Annotated in this window: 20 protein-coding genes; 7 read left to right on the top strand and 13 right to left on the bottom strand. The window is 71.9% G+C overall.

Annotated features, from left to right (window positions below; all coding sequences use genetic code 11):
* The first annotated feature begins 3 nt into the window (after nt 1-3).
* Together pepN (CP970_RS28630) and CP970_RS28625 are read left to right on the top strand one after the other, a co-directional pair.
* Nucleotides 4-2607, top strand: coding sequence for an aminopeptidase N (gene pepN / locus CP970_RS28630; protein ID WP_055545390.1), 2604 nt, complete (start codon nt 4-6; stop codon nt 2605-2607).
* Nucleotides 2608-2792: 185 nt separating this feature from the next.
* Nucleotides 2793-3848: a hypothetical protein gene (locus tag CP970_RS28625; RefSeq protein WP_055545391.1), complete on the top strand. Its 1056-nt coding sequence runs from the start codon at nt 2793-2795 to the stop codon at nt 3846-3848.
* A 105-nt stretch (nt 3849-3953) separates the two neighbouring features.
* Here the strand turns inward: CP970_RS28625 and CP970_RS28620 are convergent, their stop codons facing one another.
* The 6 genes from CP970_RS28620 to CP970_RS28595 all read right to left on the bottom strand — a co-directional run bounded on the left by CP970_RS28620 (nt 3954) and on the right by CP970_RS28595 (nt 10496).
* Entirely contained in the window at nt 3954-5126 is a 1173-nt protein-coding gene (locus CP970_RS28620; protein WP_224058766.1) for a serine hydrolase domain-containing protein, read from the bottom strand.
* A complete protein-coding gene (locus tag CP970_RS28615; protein ID WP_055545393.1) occupies nt 5123-6286 on the bottom strand; it encodes a serine hydrolase domain-containing protein in 1164 nt (387 codons plus the stop codon). The genes CP970_RS28620 and CP970_RS28615 overlap by 4 nt, the downstream gene beginning before the upstream one ends.
* Before the next feature lie 128 nt (nt 6287-6414).
* Nucleotides 6415-8244: a TIGR03767 family metallophosphoesterase gene (locus CP970_RS28610; protein WP_055545394.1), complete on the bottom strand. Its 1830-nt coding sequence runs from the start codon at nt 8242-8244 to the stop codon at nt 6415-6417.
* A 257-nt stretch (nt 8245-8501) separates the two neighbouring features.
* Nucleotides 8502-8969: an NUDIX hydrolase gene (locus CP970_RS28605; protein ID WP_055552117.1), complete on the bottom strand. Its 468-nt coding sequence runs from the start codon at nt 8967-8969 to the stop codon at nt 8502-8504.
* Between the two features lie 106 nt (nt 8970-9075).
* Nucleotides 9076-9951, bottom strand: a complete 876-nt coding sequence (locus tag CP970_RS28600) for a pyridoxamine 5'-phosphate oxidase family protein (RefSeq protein ID WP_055552119.1) — start codon at nt 9949-9951, stop codon at nt 9076-9078.
* Between the two features lie 83 nt (nt 9952-10034).
* Entirely contained in the window at nt 10035-10496 is a 462-nt protein-coding gene (locus CP970_RS28595; RefSeq protein WP_055552122.1) for a VOC family protein, read from the bottom strand.
* Nucleotides 10497-10610: 114 nt separating this feature from the next.
* Between CP970_RS28595 and CP970_RS28590 the strand changes: the two genes are divergently transcribed.
* Nucleotides 10611-11168, top strand: a complete 558-nt coding sequence (locus CP970_RS28590; RefSeq protein ID WP_055552124.1) for a CGNR zinc finger domain-containing protein — start codon at nt 10611-10613, stop codon at nt 11166-11168.
* Between the two features lie 223 nt (nt 11169-11391).
* A complete protein-coding gene (locus CP970_RS28585; protein ID WP_079043801.1) occupies nt 11392-14676 on the top strand; it encodes a S8 family serine peptidase in 3285 nt (1094 codons plus the stop codon).
* Nucleotides 14677-14684: 8 nt separating this feature from the next.
* On the opposite strand, the gene CP970_RS28580 is transcribed toward CP970_RS28585, so the two are convergent.
* Nucleotides 14685-15500: a hypothetical protein gene (locus tag CP970_RS28580; RefSeq protein WP_055552128.1), complete on the bottom strand. Its 816-nt coding sequence runs from the start codon at nt 15498-15500 to the stop codon at nt 14685-14687.
* A gap of 1 nt (nt 15501) precedes the next feature.
* Nucleotides 15502-16044, bottom strand: coding sequence for an RNA polymerase sigma factor (locus CP970_RS28575; protein ID WP_055552130.1), 543 nt, complete (start codon nt 16042-16044; stop codon nt 15502-15504).
* A gap of 176 nt (nt 16045-16220) precedes the next feature.
* On the opposite strand from CP970_RS28575, the gene CP970_RS28570 reads away from it, so the two are divergent.
* A complete protein-coding gene (locus CP970_RS28570) occupies nt 16221-17237 on the top strand; it encodes an aspartate-semialdehyde dehydrogenase (protein ID WP_055552132.1) in 1017 nt (338 codons plus the stop codon).
* Nucleotides 17238-17266: 29 nt separating this feature from the next.
* On the opposite strand, the gene CP970_RS28565 is transcribed toward CP970_RS28570, so the two are convergent.
* Nucleotides 17267-18529 carry an MFS transporter gene (locus tag CP970_RS28565; protein WP_079043802.1) on the bottom strand — a complete coding sequence of 421 codons (1263 nt, stop codon included), beginning with the start codon at nt 18527-18529 and terminating at the stop codon, nt 17267-17269.
* Between the two features lie 100 nt (nt 18530-18629).
* Between CP970_RS28565 and CP970_RS28560 the strand changes: the two genes are divergently transcribed.
* Nucleotides 18630-19526 carry a LysR family transcriptional regulator gene (locus CP970_RS28560; protein ID WP_150494094.1) on the top strand — a complete coding sequence of 299 codons (897 nt, stop codon included), beginning with the start codon at nt 18630-18632 and terminating at the stop codon, nt 19524-19526.
* Here the strand turns inward: CP970_RS28560 and CP970_RS28555 are convergent, their stop codons facing one another.
* Nucleotides 19527-20054: a DUF1203 domain-containing protein gene (locus CP970_RS28555; protein WP_150494092.1), complete on the bottom strand. Its 528-nt coding sequence runs from the start codon at nt 20052-20054 to the stop codon at nt 19527-19529.
* Nucleotides 20055-20135: 81 nt separating this feature from the next.
* Complete coding sequence (locus CP970_RS28550; RefSeq protein ID WP_055554213.1) at nt 20136-21413, bottom strand: flavin-dependent oxidoreductase; 1278 nt, start codon at nt 21411-21413, stop codon at nt 20136-20138.
* A 297-nt stretch (nt 21414-21710) separates the two neighbouring features.
* Between CP970_RS28550 and pepN (CP970_RS28545) the strand changes: the two genes are divergently transcribed.
* Nucleotides 21711-24278, top strand: a complete 2568-nt coding sequence (pepN, locus tag CP970_RS28545) for an aminopeptidase N (protein WP_055554215.1) — start codon at nt 21711-21713, stop codon at nt 24276-24278.
* Between the two features lie 335 nt (nt 24279-24613).
* Here the strand turns inward: pepN (CP970_RS28545) and CP970_RS28540 are convergent, their stop codons facing one another.
* Entirely contained in the window at nt 24614-25525 is a 912-nt protein-coding gene (locus CP970_RS28540; RefSeq protein WP_055554225.1) for a LysR family transcriptional regulator, read from the bottom strand.
* A gap of 34 nt (nt 25526-25559) precedes the next feature.
* Complete coding sequence (locus tag CP970_RS28535) at nt 25560-26537, bottom strand: DMT family transporter (RefSeq protein ID WP_398655920.1); 978 nt, start codon at nt 26535-26537, stop codon at nt 25560-25562.
* Nucleotides 26538-26625 lie beyond the last annotated feature (88 nt).

The raw sequence follows: 26625 nt of genomic DNA, 5'->3' as shown, positions 1-26625 counted from the left end.
CCCGTGCCCGGTGAGAATCTGTCCCGCGACGAGGCCCAGGAGAGGGCCGCGCTGCTCTCCGTCGACGGTTACGAGGTCTTCCTCGACCTGCGGTCGGCGGTCGGCGAGAGCGGTCAGGAGCCGCGCACCTTCCGGTCCGTCACCACGATCCGCTTCCGCTCCGCGGAGCCGGGCGCCGCGACCTTCGCCGACCTGATCGCGCCCGCCGTCACCGCGGTCTCGCTCAACGGCAAGGACCTGGACCCCTCCGAGGTCTTCGACGGCACCAGGATCACCCTTGAGGACCTGGCCGAGGAGAACGAACTGGTGGTGGACGCCCAGTGCGCCTACAGCCGCACCGGCGAGGGCATGCACCGCTTCGTCGACCCGGAGGACGGCGAGGTCTACCTCTACACGCAGTACGAGCCCGCCGACTCGCGCCGCGTCTTCGCCAACTTCGAGCAGCCCGACCTGAAGGCGCCCTACCGCTTCGCGGTGCAGGCACCCGAGGGCTGGACCGCGTGGTCCAACGGCGTCGGTGAACTGACCGACGGCATCTGGAAGTTCGCCGAGACCAAGCCCATCTCGACGTACATCACGGCGGTCGTCGCCGGTCCCTACCACTACGTGACCGACTCCTACGAGCGCGTCCTGGACGACGGCACGCGCCTGGAGATCCCGCTCGGCGCGATGTGCCGCAAGGGCCTCGCCCCGCACTTCGACGCCGACGACGTCTTCCTGGTCACCAAGCAGGGCCTGGACTTCTTCCACGACAACTTCGACTACCCCTACCCCTTCGGGAAGTACGACCAGGCGTTCGTGCCGGAGTACAACCTCGGCGCGATGGAGAACCCGGGCCTGGTGACCTTCCGCGAGGAGTTCATCTTCCGCGGCAAGGTGACCACCGCGTCGTACGAGCGCCGGGCCAACGTGATCCTGCACGAGATGGCCCACATGTGGTTCGGCGACCTCGTCACCATGCGCTGGTGGGACGACCTGTGGCTCAAGGAGTCCTTCGCCGACTTCATGGGGTCCTTCTCGATGGTCGAGGCGACCCGCTTCACCAACGGCTGGATCACCTTCGCCAACAACCGCAAGGCGTGGGCCTACCGCGCCGACCAGCTGCCCTCCACGCACCCGGTCACGGCGGACATCCGCGACCTGGAGGACGCCAAGCTCAACTTCGACGGGATCACGTACGCCAAGGGCGCCTCGGTCCTCAAGCAGCTCGTCGCGTACGTGGGCCGGGACGCGTTCCTTGAGGGCGCCCGGCGCTACTTCAAGCGGCACGCGTACGGCAACACCGTCCTCGGCGACCTGCTCTCGGTCCTGGAGGAGACCTCCGGGCGCGACATGGCCTCCTGGTCCAGGGCCTGGCTCCAGACGGCGGGCGTCAACTCCCTCACCCCGCAGGTCATCCTGAACGCGGAGGGCCGGATCACCGAGCTCTCCGTTCTCCAGGAGGCCGCCGGCTCTGCTCATCAGTCGGCTCCGCCGACGGGCACCCCCGAACTGCGGCCGCACCGCGTCGCGGTGGGCCTGTACCGCCGCGCCGCCGGTGGCGACCTCGAGCGGTACGCCCGCGCGGAGGTCGACGTCGAGGGCCCGCGCACGGTGGTGGGCGAGCTGGCCGGCTCGGAGGCCCCCGAGCTGGTCCTGGTCAACGACGACGACCTGACCTACTGCAAGATCCGCTTCGACGAGAACTCGCTCGCCACGCTGCGCGAGCACCTCGGCGACATCACGGATCCGCTGGCCCGCGCCCTGTGCTGGTCCGCGCTGTGGAGCCTCACGCGCGACGGCCTGATGCCCGCGCGGGACTTCGTCTCCCTCGTGCTGCGCTTCGCCGGGCGCGAGAGCGACATCGGCGTCCTGCAGATGCTGCACGCGTGGACCAACTCCGCCCTCACGCACTACGCGGCGCCCGGCTGGCGCGAGGAGGGCGGGCGCGCGCTCGCCGAGGGCGCTCTGCACGAGCTGCGGATCGCCGGTCCCGGCAGCCAGCACCAGCTGACGTGGGCGCGGTTCTTCGCGACCGTGGCGTCCTCCGATGCCGATCTCCAGCTGCTCCAGGGCCTGTTGGACGGCACGGCCAAGATCGACGGCCTGGACGTCGACCAGGAGCTGCGCTGGGCGTTCCTGAGCCCCCTGGCCGCGCACGGCGCCGCCGACGAGCAGGTCATCGCCGCCGAACTGGCCCGTGACGACACGGCGTCGGGCAAGCGGCACCAGGTGCGGTGCCTGGCCGCGCGGCCCTCCGCGGCGGTCAAGGCGCAGGCGTGGGCCTCCGTCGTGGAGTCGGACGCGCTCTCGAACGCGCTGGTCGAGGCGACCATCTCCGGGTTCGCCCAGTCCTCGCAGCGGGAGCTCGTGGCGCCCTACGTCGCCAAGTACTTCGACGCCATCGAGCGGGTCTGGGCCGAGCGGTCCATCCAGATCGGCATGGACGTGGTGCGGGGTCTCTTCCCGCACCTGGTCAGCGACGAGGCGACGCTCGCGGCGGCGGACGCGTGGCTCGCCGCCCACGAGGCGTCGGCACCCGCCCTGCGCCGTCTCGTCCTGGAGGCGCGGGACGATCTGGCGCGGGCGCTGCGGGCGCAGCTCTGCGACGGGGCGGCCGCCGCTTAGTCCGAGCTGGTCCGGGGGCGGCCTGCGGCCCGCGTGGCTCGCTGGCCGCGGGTCGTCTCCGGTTCGGCCGAAGTTCCGTTTCATCGGCAGTCGAACATCCGTACTTTAGGGCGAGCTTGTCCGGATTTGTCGACGGGCGTGTAACAGCGGTTAGCTGGGGGACCGGTCGCGGGAACGACCGCTTCATGAACCACAACACCCCGCTCTCGCCCCTCCCCCTCCAGCACCTCGCCGATGTCCAGCTCCGCGTCATGAGCACCGCCCAGCTCGGCGCGCACGGCATCTCCTCCGCCGACGCGGGCGCCCACTGCCGCCCCGGCGGCCCCTGGCAGCAACTCCTGCCGGGTGTCTGCCTGTTGCACCCTGGACCGCCCACCAGCGAAGAGCGTCTGCACGGCGCCCTGTTGTACGCGGGCCGTCCCCCGGCCCGGGTGGCGCGGGCCGTGCCCGCGCAGCCCGGCGCGGGCGAGCCGCACGCCGCGTACGCCGACGCGATGATCACGGGTCTCGCGGCGCTCGCCCTGCACCGCTTCGCGTCCGCGCCCCCGTTGCTCTCCCTCGACCGCATCGACGTCCTCGTGCCGCGCACGCGGCGGCTGCGTTCGGTGGGGTTCACCCGGCTCGTGCGCGGCCACGGCATGCCGACTCCCCAGCAGATCACGGGAGTTCCCGTCGCCCCGGTGCCGCGTGCCATCGCCGACGCGGTGGCCCAGCTCACCGAGGCGGGTGCGGTGCGGCGACTGCTCACCGAGGCGGTGCGCGGCGGGCACTGCGAACCGGCCGCGATCGTGCGGGAGTTGAACCGCGCGCGGCTGCTCACCCGGCCCCACGTCGTGGACGCCGTCGACTCCCTGCTCGCCGAAGGGCGCGTCATCGCCGAGGACCGGCTGTACCGAATGGTCGCCGAGTACGGACTCCCCGACCCGCTGTGGAACGTCGACCTGCGGCTGCCCGGCGGCCCGCACCTCGGCGGCGTCGACGCCTACTGGCCCGACCAGGCCGTCGCCGTGGAGCTGGACACCCGGGCGCCGCGCCAGGGCTTCAGGCAGGACGACGACGCCCTGTGGTCCGAGTACGCGCGCAAGCGCGAGCATCTGGAGCGGCTCGGCATCACCGTCGTCCACATCACCCCGAAGAAGCTGCGGGATTCCCTGGAGCAGCAGGCCACGATCGTACGGACGGCGCTGATGGCGTCGACCGACCGGGACCCGGCCGCGTATGTGGTGGTGCTGCCCAGATGACACGGGCGCGGTGCGGCGGTCGCGGGACCGCAGGAGGGGAGTGAAGGGGCGGAACGCCGTGGGTCCACGGGTTCCGCCCCTTCGCATGTCCTCGGTCGCCTCGGTCTACTTGCCGCAGAACTCCGCCTCGGCCACGGGGTCGGCGTCGCCCGCCCAGTCGCCGTTCATGTTGAGCGCCAGCGAGTGGCTGCCGTCCTCGGTCGTCACCGCCAGGTTCGACGAGCCGTGGAGGTCGCCGTCGTGGCCCCAGACCGTCCGCTTGACCGTCCCCTTGCAGGGCAGTGTCAGCTCGATGAGGCCGAGCCCGTACCTGCCGCCGCGGTCCTCGCCCCGGGAGACCGTGTCCTTCATCTCGGCGAGCTGCTCCTTGGGCAGCAGGCGGCCGCCGAGGAGCGCCGAGTAGAAGCGGTTCAGGTCGGCGGAGTCGGAGATGACCTCGCCCGCGGAGCTCGCGAAGGACGGGTTGAGCTCCGTCACGTCGTACGTCTTGGCCTCGGGGTCCAGGGGGAGCTTGCCGTAGGCACGGGAGCTGGGCCGCGGCATGGTGGCTCGGGTGCCGGGGGCGATGGTGGCCTTCAGGTCGAGGGGTTCGATGACGCGCCGCTCGATCTCGTCGCCGTACGCGTTCCCCGTCACCTTCTTGATGATCATCCCGGCGACGACGTAATTGGTGTTGGAGTAGCCCCAGCCCTTGCCGGGCTCGAAGACCCGTTTGTTGCGCATGGCGAGCTTCACCAACTGCTCGGGCGTCCAGGTGTCGTAGCGGTGCTTGAAGAACTCCGTGCTGAACACCTTGCGGGAGAACTCGTCGTCCCGGGAGTAGTCGGCGATCCCGCTGGTCTGGTTGAGGATCTGGCGGACCGTGATCGCGTCCCCGTCGTGCTCGTTCCCCTCGACGACGCCCGGCAGCCACTTGCCCACCGTGTCGTCCAGATCGATCCGGCCCTCCGCCTGCAGTTGCAGCAGCACGGTCGCCACGAACGTCTTGGTGATGCTGCCGACCCGGAAGCTGTCGTGCTTGCCGCGCGGCGTGCCCCGTCTCAGGTCGCCGACGCCCGAAGCGGCGTTCCAGGAGCCGTACTTGTCGCGCACCTGCGCGGTCACGCCGGGCACGCCCTCCGCGACGATGCCGTCCAGCGCCCCCTGGGTCGCCTCGTGCCGGTGGTCGCCGTGCCCGGGCCGCGGCGTCGCGGCCGACGCGGGGGCCGCGAGCGCGCCCGCCGCCAGCGTCACGGTCAGCGCCGCCGCGGCGCCCGTCATGCCTCTGCGCGGCATCATGCCTTCTTCTCCGATCCACAGAACTCCGCCGTCACCGCGGGGCTTACGTCGCCCGCCCAGTCGCCGTTGATGTTGAGCGCCATCGAGTGGCGACCGTCCGGGGTCGTCAGCGCCAGGGACGACGAGCCGTGAATGCCTCCGTCGTGGCCCCAGAGCATCCCCTCGCAGGGCAGTTGGACCTCGGAGATGCCGAGCCCGTAGCCACCGGCCCTCCCGTCCACGGGAACCACCGTCTTCATCTCGGCGAGCTCCGCCTTGGGCAGCAGGCGGCCGCCGAGGAGCGCCGAGTAGAAGCGGTTCAGGTCGGCGGAGTCGGAGATGATCTCGCCCGCGGAGCCCCCCATGGACGGGTTGAGCTCCGTCACGTCGTACACCTTGGCCTCGGGGTCCAGGGGGAGCTTGCCGTAGGCGCGTGAGCTGGGCCGGGGCATGGTGGCGCGGGTGCCGGGGACCGTCGTGGCGTTCAGGTGGAGGGGGTTGATGACGCGGCGCCTGATCTCGTCGCCGTACGCGTTCCCCGTCACCTTCTTGATGATCATCCCGGCGAGGATGTAGTTGGTGTTGGAGTACTTCCACTCCGTGCCGGGCTCGAAGTCCGGCTTGTGGCGCATCGCGAGCTTCACCAACCGCTCGGGCGTCCAGGTGTCGTAGCGGTGCTTGAAGAACTCCTTGCTGAACACCTTCTTCGCGAAGTCCTCGTCGGTGGTGTAGTCGAAGATCCCGCTGGTGTGGTTGAGGAGCTGGCGGACCGTGATCCGGTCCCCGTCGTGCCCGTGGCCCTCGACGACGCCCGGCAGCCACTTGCCCACCGCGTCGTCCAGATCGATCCGCCCCTCCGCCTGGAGTTGCAGCAGCACGGTCGCCACGAACGTCTTGGTGATGCTGCCCACGCGGAAGCGGTCGTGCTCGCCGCGCGGCGTGCCCCTCTTCAGGTCCCCGACGCCCGAAGCGGCGTCCCAGGAGCCGTACTTGTCGCGCACCTGCGCGGTCACGCCCGGCACGCCCTCCGCGACGATGCCGTCCAGCGCCCGTCGGGTCGCCTCGTGCCGGTCCCCCTGCGCCGCGGCGGAGGCCGGGGCGGCGAGTGCCCCCGCCGCCAGCGCCATCGCCGTCGTCACCATCGCCGCCGCCCCCAGCACACGGCTCCTTCGCACTGCCATTTGGTGCCCCCTCCGCCGTTGATCGTGGTCGCCAGAGGGGACTGGGCCGCCCGGTGCCGAGGTTGACAGCGGTGTGCGGGTTGAGCGAGTTTCGGCCGATCGCCGGGAACCTCGATGTTCCCGCGCGTTCAGCCCTTCTTGAGGATCAGTTCCGTGTTCCTGTCCCCCGCCTCGCCGCCCAACGTCGGCTTCGCGCCAGGGGCGTTGAAGGACAGCTCGCGATACAGCGCGGCCAGTCCCGTCTGGGAGAGATCGGCGAAGTCCGTGCGGTGCGGGGCGGCGGATTCGATGAGCGTGGTGAAGAGGGAGACCGTGCCGTCGTGGTTGTCGCTGATCTCCACCACCCGCGCGAGCTGCGGAAAGTCGATGTGGGACGCCGTGGAGACCTCCCAGAAGGAGCCGTGCGGGGTCCGGTGCGGCGTGATGGCGTTCTTGTGGCTGTGGCCGTTGACCCAGGCCAGAACTGATCGGTGACGGCCGAGCAGCGCGAGGATCTCGTCGCCGCCGTGCCGGGCCTCGCCGGGCCTGGCGGGGTCGTGCCGGAGGTTCCGCATGGTCTTGCTGGTGTGGTGGCTGAGGACGATGACGTACGACGGGCCGCCCGCACGTCGTTCGTTGGCGGCCAGTTCCCTTTCCAGCCAGCGGAGTTGGCCGGTTCCGAGCGAGCCCTCGTAGTGGCCGCCCGGGTCGGTGGTGTCCAGGCTGATGCCGAGCACGTCGTCACTGATGCGGAAGGAGTAGTACTGGGTGGCGGCCGCGAGGTTCTCCTGCGTGTAGCCGTGGCCGACGGGGCCCCGGCCCTTGTGGACCGGGTCCAGGTGCGCCCGTATGTACTCGGCCGGGGTGAAGGGCGCCCGCGACTCGTCCGGCGTGACGTTCCGCATGTGCCGCGACTCGCTCTTGAGCAGCTCCTTGAAGTGGTCGCCCTTGGGGTCGCGACCCTTCTTGACGGCCTTCCACAGGGCGGCGCCGCGCTGCTCGTCCAGCGCCATCAACTTCCGCCCGCCGACGGCGAATTCGGTGAAGTAGGGGTCCTTGGGCGCCCAGCAGCCGCCGGGCAGCGCGTCGTGGTTGCCGACCGTGGAGTACCAGGGCAGACCGAGTCCCGGGCTGTTGACCTCGCGGATCGCGGCGTCGAGGAAGCCGTGCAGGCGCGGGAAGCCGAGGCGTTTGTCGGCGTCGCGCAGGACGTCGTCCGGGTGCCAGTAGAGCTTGAGTCCGCTGTCCTGGACGCCTTCGTAATGGCGCGGGTCACCGGTGTTGGGCGTGATGCGGCCGCCGCTCATCACCTTGAGGAACCAGTCCAGTTCACCGCGCGAGTTGTTGTCGGTGTTGTCGCCGGTGGTGACGACGCAGTGCAGCGGCGCGCCGGTGGCGGGCGCGCCGCGCAGCGAGTTGACGCGCTCGACGAGGGCGACGGCACCGGCCACCGAGAGGGACTCCTGCGGGCGCCAGGCGCTCGCGGTCTGCGCGCGCAAGTACTCGTAGCGCAGCGGGTGTTGCACGTCGACCAGGTGCAGATCGGTGAACTGGACGAACGCGGCGAGCGCGGTCCTGCGCCCCTCGCGCCCCGGCTTCGCGGCCGCCAGGTCGCCGCGGACCACGCGCCCCCAGGCGGGCCCTTCACCGAGCCGCCGGTAGCCGGAGGTGCCGCGCGCGGCGGCCGCGGTGAGCAGGGTGGTGCCGCCCCGGTAGGGCGCGAGGGGTGCGGCGGGCGCCTGCCGGGAGCGCGGTACGGTGGCGCGCCCGGCGGGTGCGGCGTTGCCCGAGCCCGCGCCGGGGCCGAGCGCGTAGCCGATGCCCGCGGAGAGGGTGACCGCTCCGGTGACGGCGAGGAACGCGCGGCGGTCGAGGGACGTGGCGGCCGTGGCCGTCGCGCGGGCGGCGTGGGCCGTGGCGGTGGCGGCGTGGGCGGCGGCCGTGGCGGTTGCGGTGGCGACAGAGCGTGTGCGCGGCATGGCGCGGTCTCCCCGAGTGCGAACGCGTCGGCAGTGGTCGCGGGGGGCCCGGGCCTGGCTTCGGCCTGCGAACTCCCCGCTCGTACTGGATCGTTGGCAGCGGGGGTGACCTGCGCGTGAACGAGACCGCAACGTGCGGCGCAGATCACCGTACGTGGATCAGCCGACACCCTGCGCGGTCACGAGGCCCTCTCCGGCCGGAGAGGAGGCGGTCACTCCTCGTTCATCTTTCGGGGAAGGGAAGGCTCATCGGGGGCTCAGCGGCCGGGTTCCGCGGCGTGGCCGCCGTGGCCGTCGGCGGGGCGTGCGCGCCACAGTTCGAGGCCGATGTCGACGAGTCCGACGCGGTCGAGGTCCGGCACGGACTCCAGGGGGTGCCAGGCGGCGAGGTCGGTGGAGCCGTCCGTCTCGTGGCGCAGGGTGCCGCCGGTGATCCGGCCCTCGTACACGATGCGCAGGCCGTGGAAGTCGGCGACGGCGCCGAGCCTGCGGGGGTAGCGGCGACGCAGCGAGTCGATGCCGAGGAGGGCGACCGGCTCGACCACGTAGCCGGTCTCCTCGTCGGCCTCGCGGATCACGGTGTCGTAGGGATCCTCACCGTGGTCCATGCCGCCGCCGGGCAGCGTCCACCGTTTGCTGCCGTCGCCTGCGACCCAGCGGGCCAGCAGCACCTGCCCGTCGCGTACGCATACGGCGTAGGCCGCCACCCGGAGCTCTTTCTGCACGGATTGACGCTAGGCGCTCCGCTGGGGTTTGGGGGGTTAACGTGCGGGTCCGTCTCGGCTGGGCGCGCCCACGCGGCGGAGCCGCACATGTCACAGCCCCGCGCCCCTAACGGGGCCCGGACCAGCGCCAGGGGCTTGCGTGCGGGGTCTCGGTCGTCTCTGTGAGGGTGAAGCGGACCGTGCGGGTGTCGTCGGGGGCGTAGGCGGTCTCGGCCGTGCCCGTGAGTTGGAGGGTGGTGCCCGTCGTCCAGTCGAGGAAGAGGAGGCCCGCCCGGGGGTTCTGTGTGAGGTTGCCCAGGGACAGGAACATGGCGTTGCCCGGGAAGTCGTCCCATTCCAGTGCGTACGGCGAGGTGACGCGGACGAAGCCGGGGTCGCCGCCGCGGTGGCTGGCGTCGGCGCCGTGCGCGTGGACCGTGGCGAGGAAGAAGGTGTCCGCGGCGGCGACGAACGCGCGCTGCTCGTCCGTGAGCCCCGTGCCGCGCCGGGGCTCGCCGGGACCTTCCGGCCGCCTCCCCTCGTACAGCTCCCGCTTCACGATGTACTTCGGGCAGTTGGAGAACACCTTGTCGGCCTCGATCGCGAGGCCGCGGGGCGTGGGCCTGGCCCGGCCGTTCAGGCGCATGCGGCGCCGGGTGCGGGGATCCAGGGCGATGGTGCCGACGGGCGCACCGTCGCGGGCGAGCGTCTCGGCGAGGGGGTCGGTCGCGGGCACCCCGTCCGCCACCGAGATCTGGCGGGGCCCCGTGGCCCGTACGAAGCCGGGGGCGCCGGTCAGGAGCGAGGCGTGGACGGCGCCCGCCCCGTCCGCGCCGCCGAGCACCAGCATCGGCTGGATCTCCAGGAACGCGGCGGCTACGGGGCGGATGCCCTGGCCTATTGAGCGGCCCACGTGGTCGGCCTGGGTCCTTACGCCTGCCTTGTCCTGCACGGTGCGGGAGCCCTGGTGGTAGGGGGTCTGCACTTCGGCGTGCGGCGTCATCTGTGAGCTCCTATCCGCGGGTGCGTTGTGGCTGGGCGCGCAGTTCCCCGCGCCCCTTATGGGGCGCCCCCCCTGCGGGACGCCTAGAAGAAGCCGCAGGTAGGGGCCGACTCCACCGGTGTCGTCCGCGACTCCGCGCCCGACGGGGCGTAGATCTCCAAGCGCGTGCCGTCCGGGTCGTGGAAGAAGATTCCGCCGGACGTCGCGCCCTCGCCGTGCGGTACGACCCCCTCGTACGCGAACTCCACGCCGTACGCCCGCAGTGCGCTCTCGTACTCCCTGACCCGTTCGACCGTGTCGACCTCGATCGCCAGGTGGTGCAGGCCCGCGTTGCCCTTGGCGTAGGCGGCGTCGGCCTGCTGCCAGAGCGTGAGCACGGGGCGGCCGCCCTCCTCCCCCAGGAAGGCGAAGCGGCGGCCTTCCTCCTTGCCCTCGCCGAGTACGACGCCGTAGCCGAGTACGTCCCGGTAGAACGCGAGTGAGCGCTCCAGGTCGGTGACGTTGAGGCCGATGTGGCCGGTGCGCGGAGCGGTGGACTTAGTCATGACTCTCCCCTGAGGCCGACTGGCACTAACCTTTGAAAGTGAGATTAAGGGTTAGAGATGGAGTGCGTCAACCAGTCACGTACCCTTGACCGGTTAGTTCCGAAGGGAGCCCCCATGTCCGCCGCCGCCAAGGCCCCGCACGACCCCCGCCCGCTCGTCGGCGAGCCGCTCTCCCTCGATCTGCTCAACACCGTCTGGATGCGTGACGGCGAGCGCCAGGACCTGCTCACGGACACCGAGGGGCTCGCGGTCTGGCTCGCGGCGAACGGGCTCGGTGACCGCTTCGCCGCCGACGGCCCGACCCTGGAGCACGTCCTGCGCGCCCGCGACGCGCTCGCCCGTGCCGTGGACTCCCCCGGCGACCCGGCGGGCGCCGCCCTCGTCGACGAGGTCCTCGCGCACGGCCGCATCCGCGCGCGCCTCACCGGTGAAGGTCCCGGCGAGGAGCCCGAGTTCGCGGATCCGGCGTGGGGCGCGGCCTGGCTCGCCGCGCGCGACTATCTGCGCCTGCTCGCCACCGCGCCCGACCGGATCCGCGGCTGCGCCCACGAGGCGTGCGTGCTGCACTTCTTCGACACCTCGCGCAACGGCACCCGCCGCTGGTGCTCGATGGCCGCCTGCGGCAACCGCGCGAAGGCGTCGCGGCACTACGCGCGCTCGCGCGAGACGTGACGGGGACGTGAACAGTTCCCTGCCCAAGTCCCCCTATACACCGCCTTGTCCGCCATGGCGCATGGCGGAATTGCGTCATGGCTCGATCACAGCTCGGACAACTCTCCCCAAACAGCTGTCACTTGCGTAAGGCTGAGCGGTCATCCGGCCCCGGATTCCGGAACGTCACGGGATCCGGGGCCGAATCGACCCTCCTTCCCGACCTTCACGCACAGGGATGCCGATGCCCAGATCCAGTTCCAGCGCCAGACGCGCGCCCCGTCTCGCGATAGCCGTCGGTCTCACCGCCGCGCTCTGCGCGACCGGGGCCGCCCCCATGGCCTTCGCCGCGGACAGCGCGCCCGTCCCCGCCCCCAAGTCCACCGGTGACAAACTCGGTTCGGCCGACGCCGAACTGCTCGCCGACGCCAAGGCGGACGGCGAGAAGACCGTCACGATGATGGTGGCCACCGCGCCCGGCGCCACCGAGCAGGTCGCGGACCAGCTCGACGCCGTCAAGGGCGGCTCGGTCGGCCGCACCTACGACAAGCTCGGCTACGTCCGCGCGACCGTGCCGACGGCCAAGGCCGACGCCGCGATCAAGTCGGCCGCCAAGCTGTCGTCCGTGCACGGCATCGACCTGCGGCACGAGATCGAGCTCGACGACCCGACCCCGGCCGCGGACCGCGCGAAGGGCGCGAAGCCCGCCGCCAAGGGCACGTACGCGGGCCCCGGCAAGAGCACCCCGGCGAAGAACCCGTACAACCCGTCCGCCGAGACCGGCGCCGTCGACTTCGTGAAGAAGCACCCGAAGGCCGACGGCCGCGGCATCACCATCGGCATCCTGGACTCCGGCATCGACCTGGGCCACCCCGCGCTGAAGAAGACCTCCACCGGCGAGCGCAAGATCACCGACTGGGTGACGGCGACCGACCCGATCGTGGACGCGGACGGCACCTGGCGCCGCATGACCAACCCGGTCACCGGACCCGTCTTCACCTGGGACAGCGAGACGTGGAAGGCCCCGGCGGGCTCCTTCCAGGTCAACCGCTTCCGTGAGTCGGCCACCACGGGCGGCGACGCCAAGGGCGACATCAACCGCGACGGCGACACCACCGACAGCTGGGGCGTCCTGTACGACCCGGCGGCCGGGACGGTCCGCGTCGACCTGAACGACAACAACGACTTCACCGACGACGAGGTCCTCAAGCCGTACAAGGAGGACCACCAGGTCGCCTACTTCGGCAAGGACGACCCGGCGACCGACGTCGTCGAGCGCGTCCCGTTCGTCGTCGAGATCCGCAAGGACGTGCCGACGGACCCGTACGGCGGCGACTGGGTCGGCAAGAAGGCCGACTTCGTCAACATCGGCGTCATCGAGTCCGAGCACGGCACGCACGTCGCGGGCATCACCGCGGCCAACGGCCTGTTCGGCGGCAAGATGAACGGCGCGGCGCCCGGCGCCAAGCTGGTCTCCTCGCGCGCCTGCACCTGGACCGGCGGCTGCACCAACGTCGCGCTCACCGAAGGCATGATCGACCTCGTCACCAAGCGCGGCGTCGACATCGTGAACATGTCGATCGGCGGCCTCCCGGCGCTGAACGACGGCAACAACGCGCGCGCCGAGCTCTACAAGCGCCTCATCGACGAGTACGGCGTCCAGCTGGTGATCTCCGCGGGCAACAGCGGCCCCGGCGCGAACACCATCGGCGACCCCGGCCTCGCCGACAAGGTCATCTCGGTCGGCGCCGCCATCTCCAAGGAGACCTGGGCCGCCAACTACGGCTCCCAGGTGGAGAAGAAGTACGCGATGATGCCGTTCTCCTCGCGCGGCCCGCGCGAGGACGGCGGCTTCGCGCCGATCATCTCCGCGCCAGGATCGGCCATCAACACCACGCAGACCTGGCTGCCGGGCTCCCCGGTCGCCGAGGCGGGCTACCAGCTGCCCGCCGGTTACTCGATGCTGCAGGGCACCTCGATGGCGTCCCCGCAGGCCGCGGGCGCCTCCGCGCTGCTGCTCTCCGCGGCCAAGCGCGAGCACATCAAGCTCACCCCCGCGAAGCTGCGCACCGCGCTGACCTCGACCGCGAGCCACATCCGCGGCGAGCAGGCGTACGCGCAGGGCACCGGCCTGATCGACATCGTGGACGCCTGGGACTCCATCGAGGACAACGCCAAGGCGCACACGTACACGGTGAAGGCCCCGGTCGACACCGCCCTGGAGCAGGAGCTGAAGAAGCCGGGCACCGGCATCTACGACCGTGAGGGCGGCCTGAGGACCGGCCAGAAGCGGACGTACGACGTGACGATCACCCGCACCTCGGGCCCGGACCGCGGCGTCCACCACGAGCTTGACCTGGTCAACAACCACGAGAACACGTTCAAGCTGCTCGGCAAGGGCGACGTGACGCTGCCGCTGAACAAGCCGGTCACCGTCAAGGTCCAGGCGAAGGCCAAGTCCGCCGGGCTACACAGCGCGATCCTGACCGTGGACGACGAGCGCACCGAGGGCATCGACCAGCAGATCATGTCGACGGTCGTCGTCTCGGCGCCGCTCGCCAAGCCGTCGTACACGTTCTCCGCGTCCGGCGCCACGCAGCGCAACAGCACCACGTCGTACTTCGTGACGGTCCCCAAGGGCGCCAAGTCCCTGGAGGTCTCGCTCGGCGGTCTGAAGGACAAGAGCCAGACGCGCTTCATCGCGGTGCACCCGTACGGCGTCCCGCTCGACTCCACCTCGTCGATCGTCTGCTACCCGAACTACGAGAACCCCGCCAACACCTGCCGCCCGGACCTGCGTTCGTACGCGGACCCGCAGGCCGGTGTCTGGGAGATCGAGGTCGAGTCGCGCCGTACGTCGCCGCTGCTCGACAACCCGTACAAGCTGAACGTCGCCGCGCTCGGTGTCGCCTTCGACCCGGCCGTGCAGACGCTGCCCGAGGCGAAGGTCGGCACCCCGGCCCCCGTCTCGTGGAAGGCCACGAACGACTTCGCGGCGGTCGACGGCAAGCTGAAGGGTGGCTCGCTCGGCTCCTCCAAGTCGGCGCGGCCCACCATCAAGCAGGGTGACACGCAGGTCACCGAGGTCGTCGTGCCCGCGGGCGCGGAGCGTCTCGACGTCGCCATCGGCTCCACCGCCGATGTCGCCGCCGACCTCGACCTGGCCGTCAAGAAGGACGGCGTCGTCGTCGGTTCGTCGGCGGAGGGCGACTCGGAGGAGTCGGTCAGCCTGACCAAGCCCGCCGCCGGTACGTACACGATCGAGGTGGCGGGCTACTCGGTGCCGTCGGGGTCGACCGCGTACGACTACCGCGACGTGTTCTTCTCCGACGCGCTCGGCAAGGTCACCGTCGACGAGTCGAAGCAGATCAAGCTCGGCAACGGCGCCACGGCGGGCGTCGATGCCAAGGTCGAGGCAAAGGCCCCGGCTGCCGCGGGCCGTGAGCTGTTCGGCGAGGTGTCCCTGCTGAACGCCGGTGGCACGGTCGCGGGCAGCGGCAGTGTGAAGGTCGCGAAGGTCACGTCGTAACAGTGTCCTCAATCGCCGGACGGGCTCGAACGAGCCCGTCCGGCGCACTGGATCGTCGTCGACCTCGGCAGGGCCTTGAGGATCATCGCGCGCAGCCGCTCGCGGTCCTTGCCGGTGGCCCAGTTGTCCGGCTCGGCCGCGTTCTTCGGGATGGTGATCAGGACGTCGTCGCCCTTCTTCAGGCGCGGGTCCACGTCGTGGTTCATGGGGAACCTGAGCGTCCCGGCCCCCGTCTTCGGCTTCAGATAGCGCTTCACGTCGAGCGTGACGCGGTCCTGTACGCCGCCGGGCACCGGATCGACCGCCGTGACCGTGCCCTCCACGATCAGCCGCGAGCAGGCGACGAAGCCCTCGGGGCTCTGGTCGGCGGCGGCTCCTCCGCCGCCGTCGCCCCGCCCCTCGGGCGCCGCCCCGCTCGCCTTGTCCGTGTCGCCCGTCGTGCTCTGCCCGGCGTCCACGGCGAGCCAGGCGAGCCCGCCGATCACCAGCGCGGCCACCGTCGCGGCGACGGTGCCGAGGCCGACGGTGACGCGGTGCCGGGCCGCCGAGCGCGGGGCCCTGATCGGCACCACCGGAGCCGGAGCCGGAGCCGGAGCCGGAGCCGGAGCCGGAGCCGGAGCCGGTGGCGCGGGCTCGGGCGCGGCCGCGAGCGCGTCGCCCACCGCGCCGAGCCGCTCCCGCAGCAGCGTGATGTCCGCCACGGCCGCCGCGTGCTCGGCGGCGAAGTCGGGGTCGCGCCGTGCCTCGTCCGGCACGGGCTCGTCCGTGATCGCCAGCAACAGCGCGTCGAAGTCCCCGCGGTCGGTCTTGTCGTCGCCGGGCACGTCACACCACCTCCCCTTCGTGCAGCCGCGCCCGCAGGAGACGTACCGCCGTGTGCAGCCTGCTCTTGACCGTGCCCTCCGGTATGCCCAGTTCGTCGGCGATCGCCCGGACCGGCAGATCCGCGTAGAAGCGAAGGACCACGACCTGGCGCTGGGCGTCCGGCAGCTCCCCGAGGCCCTGCGCGACGGCGAGCGAGGTGGCCCGCGCCTCCGCGCCGTCCTCGTCGGTGGACTCGCGCCACAGCACGGCGAGCCGCTCGCCGAGCCGCTCCTGCCTGCGCCTGGCCCGGTGCCAGTCCATGGCCAGGTTGGAGGCGACGACGGCCGCCCACGCGGACACGTCGCGCGGCGCCTCGCGCCCGTCGGCCGCCCGCTCCAGGAGTTTCAGACGGACCTGCTGCACCCCGTCCGGCAGGTCGGCGTGCGGCACGCCGCCGAGCGCGAGCACGGCCCTGACCCGGTCCTCCTGGGCGGGATCGAGCGGATCCGCCCCCCGTGGCACGGCCCCCGCCTGTGACGCGCGGCGCACTTTCCTGCGCGGCAATGTGCCCCTCCGATCCCCGCCTTTCCCCTACGACGCGGGGGCGGCCCGAAACGTTCGCCCCGATGTGGCGTCCCGCACCTCGGACATTGGATTGGACAACGCGGCCCTGGACAGACGCATCATGGAGCAAGCCCAGGCCGGGGTCACCGGGCCGCACACACACGGAGGAAGTACCTGTGAAGGTCGGAATCGTCGGAGCCACCGGTCAGGTCGGCACGGTCATGCGCAAGATCCTCGCCGAGCGGAAGTTTCCCGCCAACGAGCTGCGCCTGTTCGCCTCGGCCCGTTCGGCGGGCTCGGTCCTGGACGGCGTGACCGTCGAGGACGCCTCCACGGCGGACTACACGGGCCTGGACATCGTGCTCTTCTCCGCCGGTGGCGCCACCTCCAAGGCCCTCGCCGAGAAGGTCGCGTCGCAGGGCGCCGTCGTGATCGACAACTCCTCGGCCTGGCGCATGGACCCCGAGGTCCCCCTCGTCGTCTCCGAGGTCAACCCGCACGCGATCGCGAACCGCCCCAAGGGCATCATCGCCAACCCGAACTGCACGACGATGGCCGCGATGCCGGTCCTCAAGCCGCTGCACCTGGAGGCGGACCTCGAAGCCCTCGTCGTCGCCACCTACCAGGCGGTGTCCGGATCGGGCCTCGCCGGTGTCGACGAGCTCTTCGAGCAGGTCGAGAAGGTCGGCGAGGAGGCCCCGAAGCTCACCCACGACGGCTCGGCCGTCGACTTCCCCGAGCCGGACAAGTACGTCGCGCCCATCGCGTACAACGTGCTGCCGATGGCGGGCTCCATCGTCGACGACGGCCTGAACGAGACCGACGAGGAGCAGAAGCTCCGCAACGAATCCCGCAAGATCCTGGAGATCCCGGGCCTGAAGGTCTCCGGCACCTGCGTGCGCGTCCCGGTCTTCACCGGCCACTCCCTCCAGGTCAACGCCCGCTTCGCGCGTCCGCTGAGCCCCGCGCGGGCCACCGAGATCCTCGCCTCCGCCGAGGGCGTCGTCCTCACGGACGTCCCGACGCCGCTGGTCGCCGCGGGCAAGGACGACGCGTTCGTGGGCCGCATCCGGAGCGACGAGACGGTCGAGAACGGCCTGGCCTTCTTCATCTCCGACGACAACCTCCGCAAGGGCGCCGCGCTGAACGCCGTCCAGATCGCGGAGCTGGTCGCGGCGGAGCTCAAGGGCTGACGCACCGGCCGTACGTCCGGGAGGGACGGTCACCGCTCGGCGGTGGCCGTCCCTTTCGCGTGCGCCCGCTCGTGCTCCGTCCCGTGCCCGTTCGCGTGCCCCGCGGACCGCGCGCACGCCACGACGGCCATCGAGAGCACCGCGAGCCCGCCGCCGAGCCAGAGCACGCCGCCCGCCCCTCGGCCGTCCGCGACCCGGCCGCCGACGAAGGCGCCGAGCGCTATCGCCACGTTGAACACGCCCGCGAAGAGCGCCGACGCCGCCTCCCGGGCGTGCGGCGCCGCGTTCATCACCCAGTTCTGGGCGGAGACCGAGACCCCGCCGTACGCCAGGCCCCAGGCCACGAGCAGCGCCACCGACGCGGCGAGCGCGGCGCCCGCGGGCACCATCAGGAGCACGACGGCGGCGAGCCCCGCGCTGATCGCGAGCAGCGCCTTGCGCGGGTCGCGGGCCGCGACGGCGCCGCCCACGAAGTTGCCGACGATGCCCGCGACGCCGTAGGCGAGGAGCAGGGTGCTGATCAGGCCCGCGCCGATGCCGGGCACCCGTTCGAGGACGGGGCGGATGTAGGTGTACGCGGCGAAGTGCCCGGTGACCAGGAGGGTGACGGCGAGCAGGCCTGTGCGCAGCCGCCCGATCCGCAGCAGTCCCGGGAAGGCGCCGAGGCTGACGCCCTCGTGGGCGGGGAGCCTGGGCAGGGCCGTGCGCAGCAGCGCGGCGACGCCGACGGCGAGCGCCGCGAGCGCCGCGAACCCCCAGCGCCAGCCCGTCAGTTCGCCCAGGAGCGTGCCCGCGGGCACACCGAGCACGGAGGCCACCGCGATGCCGCTGAAGATCACGGCGGTGGCCCGGCCCGCGGCCTCCGCGGTGACCAGGCGTACGCCGAGGCCCGCCGCGATGGCCCAGACGCCGCCGATGCACACACCCACCAGGACGCGCGCGACGAGCAGGACGGTGAAGGAGGGGGCGAGCGCGGAAGCCAGGTTGGCGGCGGCGAGGAGCAGCATCAGCGTGCACAGGACGGTGCGCCGGTCGGCCGTGCGCACGGCGACGGGCAGCAGCAGCGCGGCGAGGGCGGCGACGAGTCCCGGCAGGGTGACGGTGAGGCCCGCGGTGCCGTCCGAGACGTGCAGGCCGGAGCCGATCGAGGTGAGGAGTCCGACGGGGAGCATCTCCGTGGTGACGACGGAGAAGGTGGCGGCGGCGACCGCGAGGACGGCGACGCGGCCGCCAGGTTTCTTCAACCCGCCCTGAACAGCGGGAAGTTGGATGCTCTGGGTGGTCTGTGACATGACATCCACCCTCCGCCGCCCACTTGCGGGGAACAACATGGAAGATCTCATCCTTGTATGAGCTGGACTGATCGATGCAGGGGAGAGGGGACGGCGCACCATGAGCGGACTGGAGATCCGGGAGCTGGAGTGCTTCCTCGTGCTCGCCGAGGAGCTGCACTTCGGGCGGGCGGGTGAGCGGCTCTACATCTCGCAGAGCCGTGTCAGCCAGCTGCTCGCCGCCCTGGAACAGCGCATCGGCGCCCGGCTCGTGGAACGTACCAGCCGCCGGGTGCGGCTGACCACGCTCGGCGAACGCTTCCTGTCCGAACTGAGGCCTTCATACAACGAGTTGGCGGCGACCGTGCAGCGGGCCAGGGCGGCCGCGCGGGGCGTCGACGGCACGTTCAGGCTCGGCTTCCAGGGCACCGCGGACGCCCGGCTCATGCGGGCGATCGCCGCCTTCCAAGAGCGTCATCCGGCCTCTGTGACGGACGTCGTGGAGATCCCCTTCGCCGACCCCTTCGGCGCGGTGCGGGACGGCGACGTGGACGCGGCGATCGTGCTGCTCCCGGTCGCCGAGCCGGATCTGGTGCTCGGTCCCGTCTTCGCCAGCGACCCGCAGACCCTGGCCGTCTCGGTGCGGCACGCCTTCGCCGGGCGGGCCTCGCTGGGCGCGGCGGAGCTGGCCGGGACCTCACTGATCGCGGCGAGGCCGCCCGCCCCCGCGTACTGGCGCGAGGCACAAGCCCCCCGCACCGCCCCCTCCACCGCCCCGGCCGCCGAGGTCCGCACGCTCCAGGAGGGCCTGACGATGGTCGCGGCGGACCGGGGCGCGATGCTGCTGTGCCGCCCTACGGCGGAGTACCACCACCGCGACGACGTGGTCTTCGTGCCGGTCGACGGGCTGCCGGACTCGGTACTCGGCATGGTGTGGCGCCGGGACGGGGAGACGGCACGGGTACGGGAGTTCGCACGCACGGTCGCCGCCACCGCCGCCACCGCCATCGCCGCGTGATCAGACCTCCCCGCGCACCTCGAAGAGGAAGCAGCCGTACTCGACCGCGCGGACGTGCACGAGGGCGACCTCCGGATCGGCGAACGCCTCGGCGAACACGCCGTCGAAGCCCCGCTCCGCGTCCTCGGGGATCTCCATGAGGCGCCCGCCGACGATGTGCCCCTGTCCGTCGTAGCGCCGGACCGTGCGCAGCGCCCCGGCCCGCGAGAACGGGTAACCGGACCGCCCGCCCTCCGGCCCCTCGCAGGGGTCGGCGTGGATGAAGACCGGGCCCTGCTCGTCGTAGGCACCGGGCGCCGCGCCGGTCTCCCGCGCCCAGCGGCGCAGCGGCGCGTACGAGACGAGGGCGACGCGCTCGCCGGGGGCGATGGGCCGCAGACAGCAGCGCAGCGGGTCGCCGCCTTCCGCGTCGACGTACGGGACGCAGGGGCGGCCCGCGTCGTCGGTGTCGCGGAGCTGCTTGAGCGCGTCGGGGGCGATGGGGCGGGGCGTGTACGTGGTGTCCGTGTGCGTGGTGTCCGTGTTCATGGGTCGAGCCTCGCGCGCGGGCGAGGCGTTGGCTGGCGGGATTCGGACGGGGAGTTCACCCCACCCGTACGACCCACGCGTTCACCCCACCCCCCACGACCCCCGCGCGTTCAGCTCGGCCACGTCCACGCCCGTCGTGCTGCGGTACGCCTCGTTGATCGAGCCGAGTTCGGCCGGGGTCAGGACGTCCTCGACGTGGGTGAATCCGTCGGGGGCCCGTTCCGCGACGGTCTGCAGGACGCGGTCGGCCGGCATGTCGCGGTTGGCGAGCACCACCGCGTTCACCGCCTCTCGGCGCACCGATTCGTACGCCCGCAGTCCCGCTTCCCTGTCGGGCGCGGCGAGCGCGAGGCAGCGGGCCAGGACCCGGGCGTCCAGGATCGCCTGGGAGCCGCCGTTGGACCCCACCGGGTACATCGGGTGGGCGGCGTCGCCGAGCAGCGTCACCGGGCCCCGGCCCCAGAACGGCAGCGGGTCCCTGTCGACCATGGGGTACTCCAGGATGTGCCGGGTGGCGGCGAGCAGCGCCGGAACGTCGAGGTCGCCGATGCGCCAGCCCGCGTAGTGCGGCAGGACGTCCGAGAGGCGCCCCGAGCGGTTCCAGTCGGCGGGCCCGGCGAGCCCGAGGTGGTGCTCGACGGGGAACCGCACCTCCGCCACCCAGTTGAGCAGCGCCCTGCCGTGCTCCTCGGCGTACCGCGAGATCGGGTAGACGACGAGTTTCGCGGTGGCGTTGGATCCGGCCACCGCGACGGTCCGCCCGCCGAGCACGGGGTGCCAGTCGGCGGTGCCGCGCCACATCCGGATGCCGTTCCACAGCGGCGGCCGCTCCCCGGGGTGCAGCTGGGCCCGCACCGCCGAGTGCAGCCCGTCGGCCCCGACCAGCGCACCCACCCGTACCGAGTACTCCCTGGCCCGCCCCTTGTCCCGCAGGACGACCCGCAGCGCGGACCCCTCCCGTTCGGCCATGCGCACGAACGCGGTGCCGGTGTGCACCGCGCGCTCGCCGAGCCTGTCGCGCACCGCGTCGAGCAGCAGCAGCTGGAGGGCGCCGCGGTGCACCGAGTACTGCGGCCAGTGGTAGCCGAGGGCGAGGCCGCGCGGCTCGCTCCAGATGCGGTTGCCGTGCCGGTCGAAGTGGACCATCTGGTCGGGCGGGACGGCGGTCGCGGCGAGTTCGGCGCCGAGCCCCAGCTCGGTCAGTTCCCGCACCGCGTACGGCAGGAGGTTGATGCCCACGCCGACCGGGCGCAGCTCCTCGACGGCGTCGACCACGCGGACGCCGATGCCCGCCGCGTGCAGGCTGAGGGCGGTCGTGAGCCCGCCGATGCCGGCTCCGGCCACCAGTACGTCGGTCACGGCCGCCGTACCGTCCGGTCCCGGGAGCGGCCCCCGGACCGGCTGTGAAGCGGTCTGTTCGTCCCCGGCATTCCGGTTCCCCCCGGGCGTCGGCACGGCCGCCGCGCGGTCAATCGCGGCGATCGTGGGGCATCAGTCGACGCGCGGAGCGTAACCGGACGACAGCGGGAGGACAATGGCCCGGGCGGCCGTACGAACGCGCATGGAAGGATGGCCGGAAACGCCACAAGTCGTACCCGCCGAACCACCCGGCGTACGACGCGGCGCACGACACGTCGTACCCGAGGAGATGACCGCGTGCCCGGCACCAATCTGACCCGCGAAGAGGCGCAGCAGCGGGCGAAGCTGCTCACCGTTGACTCGTACGAGATCGAACTCGACCTCACCGGCGCGCAGGAGGGCGGCACCTACCGGTCCGTGACCACGGTGCGCTTCGACTCCGCGGAGGCGAACGCCGAGACCTTCATCGACCTGGTGGCCCCCGCGGTCCACGAGGCCGTCCTGAACGGCCACGCGCTGGACGTGGCTGCGGTCTTCCGTGACTCGCGCATCGCGCTGAGGCACCTGGAGGCGGGCCCCAACGAGCTGAAGGTCGTCGCCGACTGCGACTACACCAACACCGGTGAGGGCCTGCACCGCTTCGTCGACCCGGTCGACCAGCAGGCCTACCTGTACACGCAGTTCGAGGTACCGGACGCGCGCCGCGTCTTCGCCTCCTTCGAACAGCCGGACCTGAAGGCCACCTTCGAGTTCACCGTGAAGGCGCCGAGCGGCTGGACGGTGATCTCCAACTCGCCGACGCCGGAGCCCAAGGACGACGTCTGGCACTTCGAGCCGACGCAGCGCATGTCGACGTACGTCACGGCCCTGATCGTCGGCCCGTACCACTCGGTGCACTCCTCGTACGAGGGCCCGAACGGGCAGTCGGTGCCGCTCGGCATCTACTGCCGTCCCTCGCTCGCCGAGTTCCTCGACTCGGACGCGATCTTCGAGGTCACCCGGCAGGGCTTCGACTGGTTCCAGGAGAAGTTCGACTACGCCTACCCCTTCCCCAAGTACGACCAGCTCTTCGTCCCCGAGTTCAACGCGGGCGCGATGGAGAACGCGGGCGCGGTGACGATCCGCGACCAGTACGTGTTCCGTTCGAAGGTGACGGACGCGGCGTACGAGGTGCGGGCCGCGACGATCCTGCACGAGCTGGCCCACATGTGGTTCGGCGACCTGGTCACCATGGAGTGGTGGAACGACCTGTGGCTGAACGAGTCGTTCGCCACCTACGCGGAGGCCGCCTGCCAGGCGTACGCCCCCGGCTCGAAGTGGCCGCACTCCTGGACCACCTTCGCCAACTCCATGAAGACGTGGGCGTACCGCCAGGACCAGCTGCCCTCCACGCACCCGATCATGGCCGACATCCGTGACCTGGACGACGTCCTGGTCAACTTCGACGGCATCACGTACGCCAAGGGCGCATCCGTCCTGAAGCAGCTCGTCGCGTACGTCGGCGAGGACGAGTTCTTCCAGGGCGTGCAGGCGTACTTCAAGCGCCACGCGTTCGGCAACACGCGCCTGTCCGACCTGCTCGGCGCGCTGGAGGAGACCAGCGGCCGCGACCTGAAGACCTGGTCGAAGAAGTGGCTGGAGACAGCGGGCATCAACGTCCTGCGCCCGGTCGTGGACGTCGACACGCAGGGCGTCATCACGTCCTTCGCCGTCAAGCAGGAGGCGCCCGCGCTGCCCGAGGGCGCGAAGGGCGAGCCGACGCTGCGCCCGCACCGCATCGCGATCGGCCTCTACGACCTCGACGACGAGTCCGGCAAGCTGCTGCGCACGGACCGCGTGGAGCTGGACGTCGACGGCGAACTGACGGCGGTGGACGCGCTGGTGGGCAAGCACCGCCCGGCGGTGATCCTGTTGAACGACGACGACCTTTCGTACGCGAAGGTCCGCCTGGACTCCGAGTCCCTGGCCTTCGTCACGGACCACATCGGCGACTTCGAGGCGTCGCTGCCCAGGGCCCTGTCCTGGGCGTCGGCGTGGGACATGACGCGCGACGCGGAGCTCCCGACGAGTGCGTACCTTTCGCTGGTCCTCTCCGGCATCGCCAAGGAGTCCGACATCGGCGTCGTGCAGTCGCTGCACCGCCAGGTGAAGCTGGCGCTCGACCTGTACGCGGCCCCGGCGGGCCGGGACGCGGCGCTGACCCGCTGGACCGAGGCCACGCTGGAGCACCTGCGGGCCGCGGAGCCGGGCAGCGACCACCAGCTGGCCTGGGCCCGCGCCTTCGCGGCGACGGCCCGCACGGACGCGGAACTGGCCCTCCTGGAAGCCCTGTTGGACGGCTCGGAGTCGGTGGAGGGCCTCGCCGTCGACACGGAGCTGCGCTGGGGCTTCGTGGCGCGGCTCGCGGCGACGGGACGCCTCGACGAGGCCGGCATCGCGGCGGAGCTGGAGCGGGACAAGACGGCGGCGGGCGAGCGGCACGCGGCGTACGCGCGGGCGGCGCGGCCCACCGAGGAGGCGAAGGCCGCGGCCTGGGCCTCCGTCGTGGAGTCCGACTCCCTCCCCAACGCCATCCAGGAAGCGGTGATCGGCGGCTTCGTCCAGACCGACCAGCGCGAACTCCTCGCGCCCTACGCGGAGAAGTTCTTCTCCTCGGTCAAGTCCGCGTGGGACTCCCGCTCCCACGAGATGGCCCAGCAGATCGCCGTGGGCCTGTACCCCTCGATCCAGGTGTCCCAGGAGACGCTTTCCGCGACGGACGCGTGGCTCGCCTCGGCGGAGCCGTCGGCGGCGCTGCGGCGTCTTGTCACGGAGTCCCGTGCGGGCGTCGAGCGGGCGCTGCGGGCTCGCTCCGCGGACGTTTAGCCCCACCCTCCGGCCGGGCGGGGGACAACTTCCCCTGCCCGGGCGGGGTTTGGGTTTTCGCTCGGCTGCGGGCGCATCGTGGCTTGTCGCGCAGTTCCCCGCGCCCCTAGCGGGGCGCCCCGTCAGGGGCGCGGGAAACTGCGCGATCAGCCACAATGCGCCCGCAGCCGAGCGACGGCCCTTTAAGGGGCGCGGGGAACTGCGCGATCAACCACAACGAGCCCGCGGCCAAGCGACGGGCTCTTAAGGGGCGCGGGGAACTGCGCGACCAGCCACGACGGGCCCGCGGCCAAGCGCGGCCAGCCACGACGGGCCCGCGGCCAAGCGACGAGTAGCTACCCCACCCGCGTGGGAACCGCCTCCCGGAGGGAGGTCAGGACGCGGGAGACCGCCGCCCCACCCGCCGCCCCGCGACGCACCGCCGCGATCACATGGCGGCGAGGCCGATCGGCACCGAGGTCCCGCATCACGACACCGTCCCGGCTCACCGCTGCCATGCGCGGCACGAGCGCGACCCCCATCCCCGCCTCCACCATCGCGAGGATCGCCGTCCAGCCGGAGGCGGAATGCGCCTGCTCCGGCGTGAAGCCCGCGCCCTCGCACGCCGCCCTGGTGATCTCCGACCAGGGCCCGCTCCCGCCGAAGATCCACGGCTCGCCCGCGAGATCGGCGAGCCGGGGCGCGGCGGACGACGCCAGCGGATGCTCCCCGGGAAGCGCCACGTCCAGCGGGTCGGCGAGGAGCGACTCCCGGGTGAAGCGCGTGTCCGCGTCGCCCGCGGCGGGCGCCTGCGCCGCGAGGGAGAGCGCGATGTCCACCTCACCCGCCGCGAGCAGCTCGTACGCCTCCGCCGCCTCCGTCTCCCGTACCCGTACGGAAATCCCCGGCGCGGCCTCCCGCAGGGCCCGCACCGCGGGGACGACGAGCGCGGGCACCGCGGTGGAGAACGCCCCGACCCGCACCTCCCCCGCCTCCCCGTGCACATACGCCGCCAACTCCGCGTCGGCCCGCTCCAGTTGGGCGAAGACCGCCTCCGCGTGCCGCAGCACGAGATGCGCCGCGTCGGTGAGCCTGACGCGGCGCCCGTGCGCCTCCAGGAGCGGTACGCCGAGCTGCTTGGCGAGGTTGGACAGCTGCTGGGACACGGCCGACGGCGTCATCTGGAGGGCGCCCGCGGTCGCCGTGACCGTGCCCCGCTCGCTCAACGTCCGCAGGATCTGCAGCTTCTTGATGTCCCACTCGCTCATGGAGTCAACGTACAGACCCCCCACGCCCGCCATGTCAGCCGCGGTCCCGGACGCGTACGGAGTGGGACCCCGCGGCCGAGCCGAGGACGACGCCGCCCAGGATCAGCCCCATGCACAGCACCTGCAGCCAGCCCATCGCCTCGCCGAGGAGCGCGAAGGAGAGCAGGGCGACGCAGACCGGCTGGAGGTAGTAGACGACTCCGGCGCGGGCCGCGCCGATGATCGAGATGGCCTTGTTCCAGGCGAAGAAGGCGATCGCCGAGGAGACCACCCCGACGTACAGGAGCGGCGACACCGTACCGACCGTCGGCTCGAAGCCGCCCTGCAGCACATAGCTGGCGACGAACACCGGAAGCAGCATCAGCGCGCCGAGCACGAACGTCGAGAAGAGGAAGGGCAGTCCGCCGATCTCCGCGGGCCTGCGCTTGAGGAGCGCGCTGTAGGAACCGAAGGAGAACGCGCCCGCGATCACCCACAGATCGCCGACCGCGAAGTCCATGTCGAGGGAGCCCTCGCTGACCAGGAGCAGCACCCCGGCGCAGGCGACCAGCATGCCGGTGACGCGGCGGGCGCCGAGCCTGGTGCCGCCGACACGTTCGTAGACGGCCATCAGGACGGGCGACGCGGCCATGATCATGCCCATGTTGCCCGCGGTGGTCGTCATGCCCGCCTGGTTCACGAGGGTGTTGTAGACCGTGACGCCCAACAGGGAGGCGAGCAGCAGGAACCGGATGTGCCGCCGCAGCAGCGCCCGCTGCCGCCAGGTCTCCCACACCGCGAACGGCGCCACCGCCGCGATCGCGATGATCCAGCGCCAGAACGCGTGCTGGACGGGCGGCACGGTGTCGTGCAGGGCGCGCGATGTGACGAAGCTGCCCGACCAGACGACGGTGGCGAGGGCGGCGAGCGCGAGGCCCACGCCGAGGGGGCGGCCGACACCTACAGGGCGGGCGTCGGCGGCCTCGCTGCCGCTCTTCGCGGTGTTGACGGGGGTCCGGTCCAGGACGGTCACTTGGTATCCCTTGCCTCTCTCCCCGCCTCGGCGGGGATCTCGGTGCGTTGCGGGACTACCGTGACACTCCCAGACCCATCAGGTCCAT

This window comes from Streptomyces kanamyceticus, from assembly GCF_008704495.1.
GTDB classification, from domain to species: Bacteria; Actinomycetota; Actinomycetes; order Streptomycetales; family Streptomycetaceae; genus Streptomyces; species Streptomyces kanamyceticus.
This window is presented reverse-complemented; position numbering and strand designations above follow the sequence as displayed.

What these genes read in the sequence shown, in the direction of transcription:
- CP970_RS28625 (WP_055545391.1), top strand. Translation starts at nt 2,793, where the DNA reads ATGAACCACAACACCCCGCTCTCGCCCCTCCCCCTCCAGCACCTCGCC.
- CP970_RS28620 (WP_224058766.1), bottom strand. Translation starts at nt 5,126, where the DNA reads ATGATGCCGCGCAGAGGCATGACGGGCGCCGCGGCGGCGCTGACCGTG.
- CP970_RS28615 (WP_055545393.1), bottom strand. Translation starts at nt 6,286, where the DNA reads ATGGCAGTGCGAAGGAGCCGTGTGCTGGGGGCGGCGGCGATGGTGACG.
- CP970_RS28610 (WP_055545394.1), bottom strand. Translation starts at nt 8,244, where the DNA reads ATGCCGCGCACACGCTCTGTCGCCACCGCAACCGCCACGGCCGCCGCC.
- CP970_RS28600 (WP_055552119.1), bottom strand. Translation starts at nt 9,951, where the DNA reads ATGACGCCGCACGCCGAAGTGCAGACCCCCTACCACCAGGGCTCCCGC.
- CP970_RS28595 (WP_055552122.1), bottom strand. Translation starts at nt 10,496, where the DNA reads ATGACTAAGTCCACCGCTCCGCGCACCGGCCACATCGGCCTCAACGTC.
- CP970_RS28590 (WP_055552124.1), top strand. Translation starts at nt 10,611, where the DNA reads ATGTCCGCCGCCGCCAAGGCCCCGCACGACCCCCGCCCGCTCGTCGGC.
- CP970_RS28585 (WP_079043801.1), top strand. Translation starts at nt 11,392, where the DNA reads ATGCCCAGATCCAGTTCCAGCGCCAGACGCGCGCCCCGTCTCGCGATA.
- CP970_RS28565 (WP_079043802.1), bottom strand. Translation starts at nt 18,529, where the DNA reads ATGTCACAGACCACCCAGAGCATCCAACTTCCCGCTGTTCAGGGCGGG.
- CP970_RS28560 (WP_150494094.1), top strand. Translation starts at nt 18,630, where the DNA reads ATGAGCGGACTGGAGATCCGGGAGCTGGAGTGCTTCCTCGTGCTCGCC.
- CP970_RS28555 (WP_150494092.1), bottom strand. Translation starts at nt 20,054, where the DNA reads ATGAACACGGACACCACGCACACGGACACCACGTACACGCCCCGCCCC.
- CP970_RS28540 (WP_055554225.1), bottom strand. Translation starts at nt 25,525, where the DNA reads ATGAGCGAGTGGGACATCAAGAAGCTGCAGATCCTGCGGACGTTGAGC.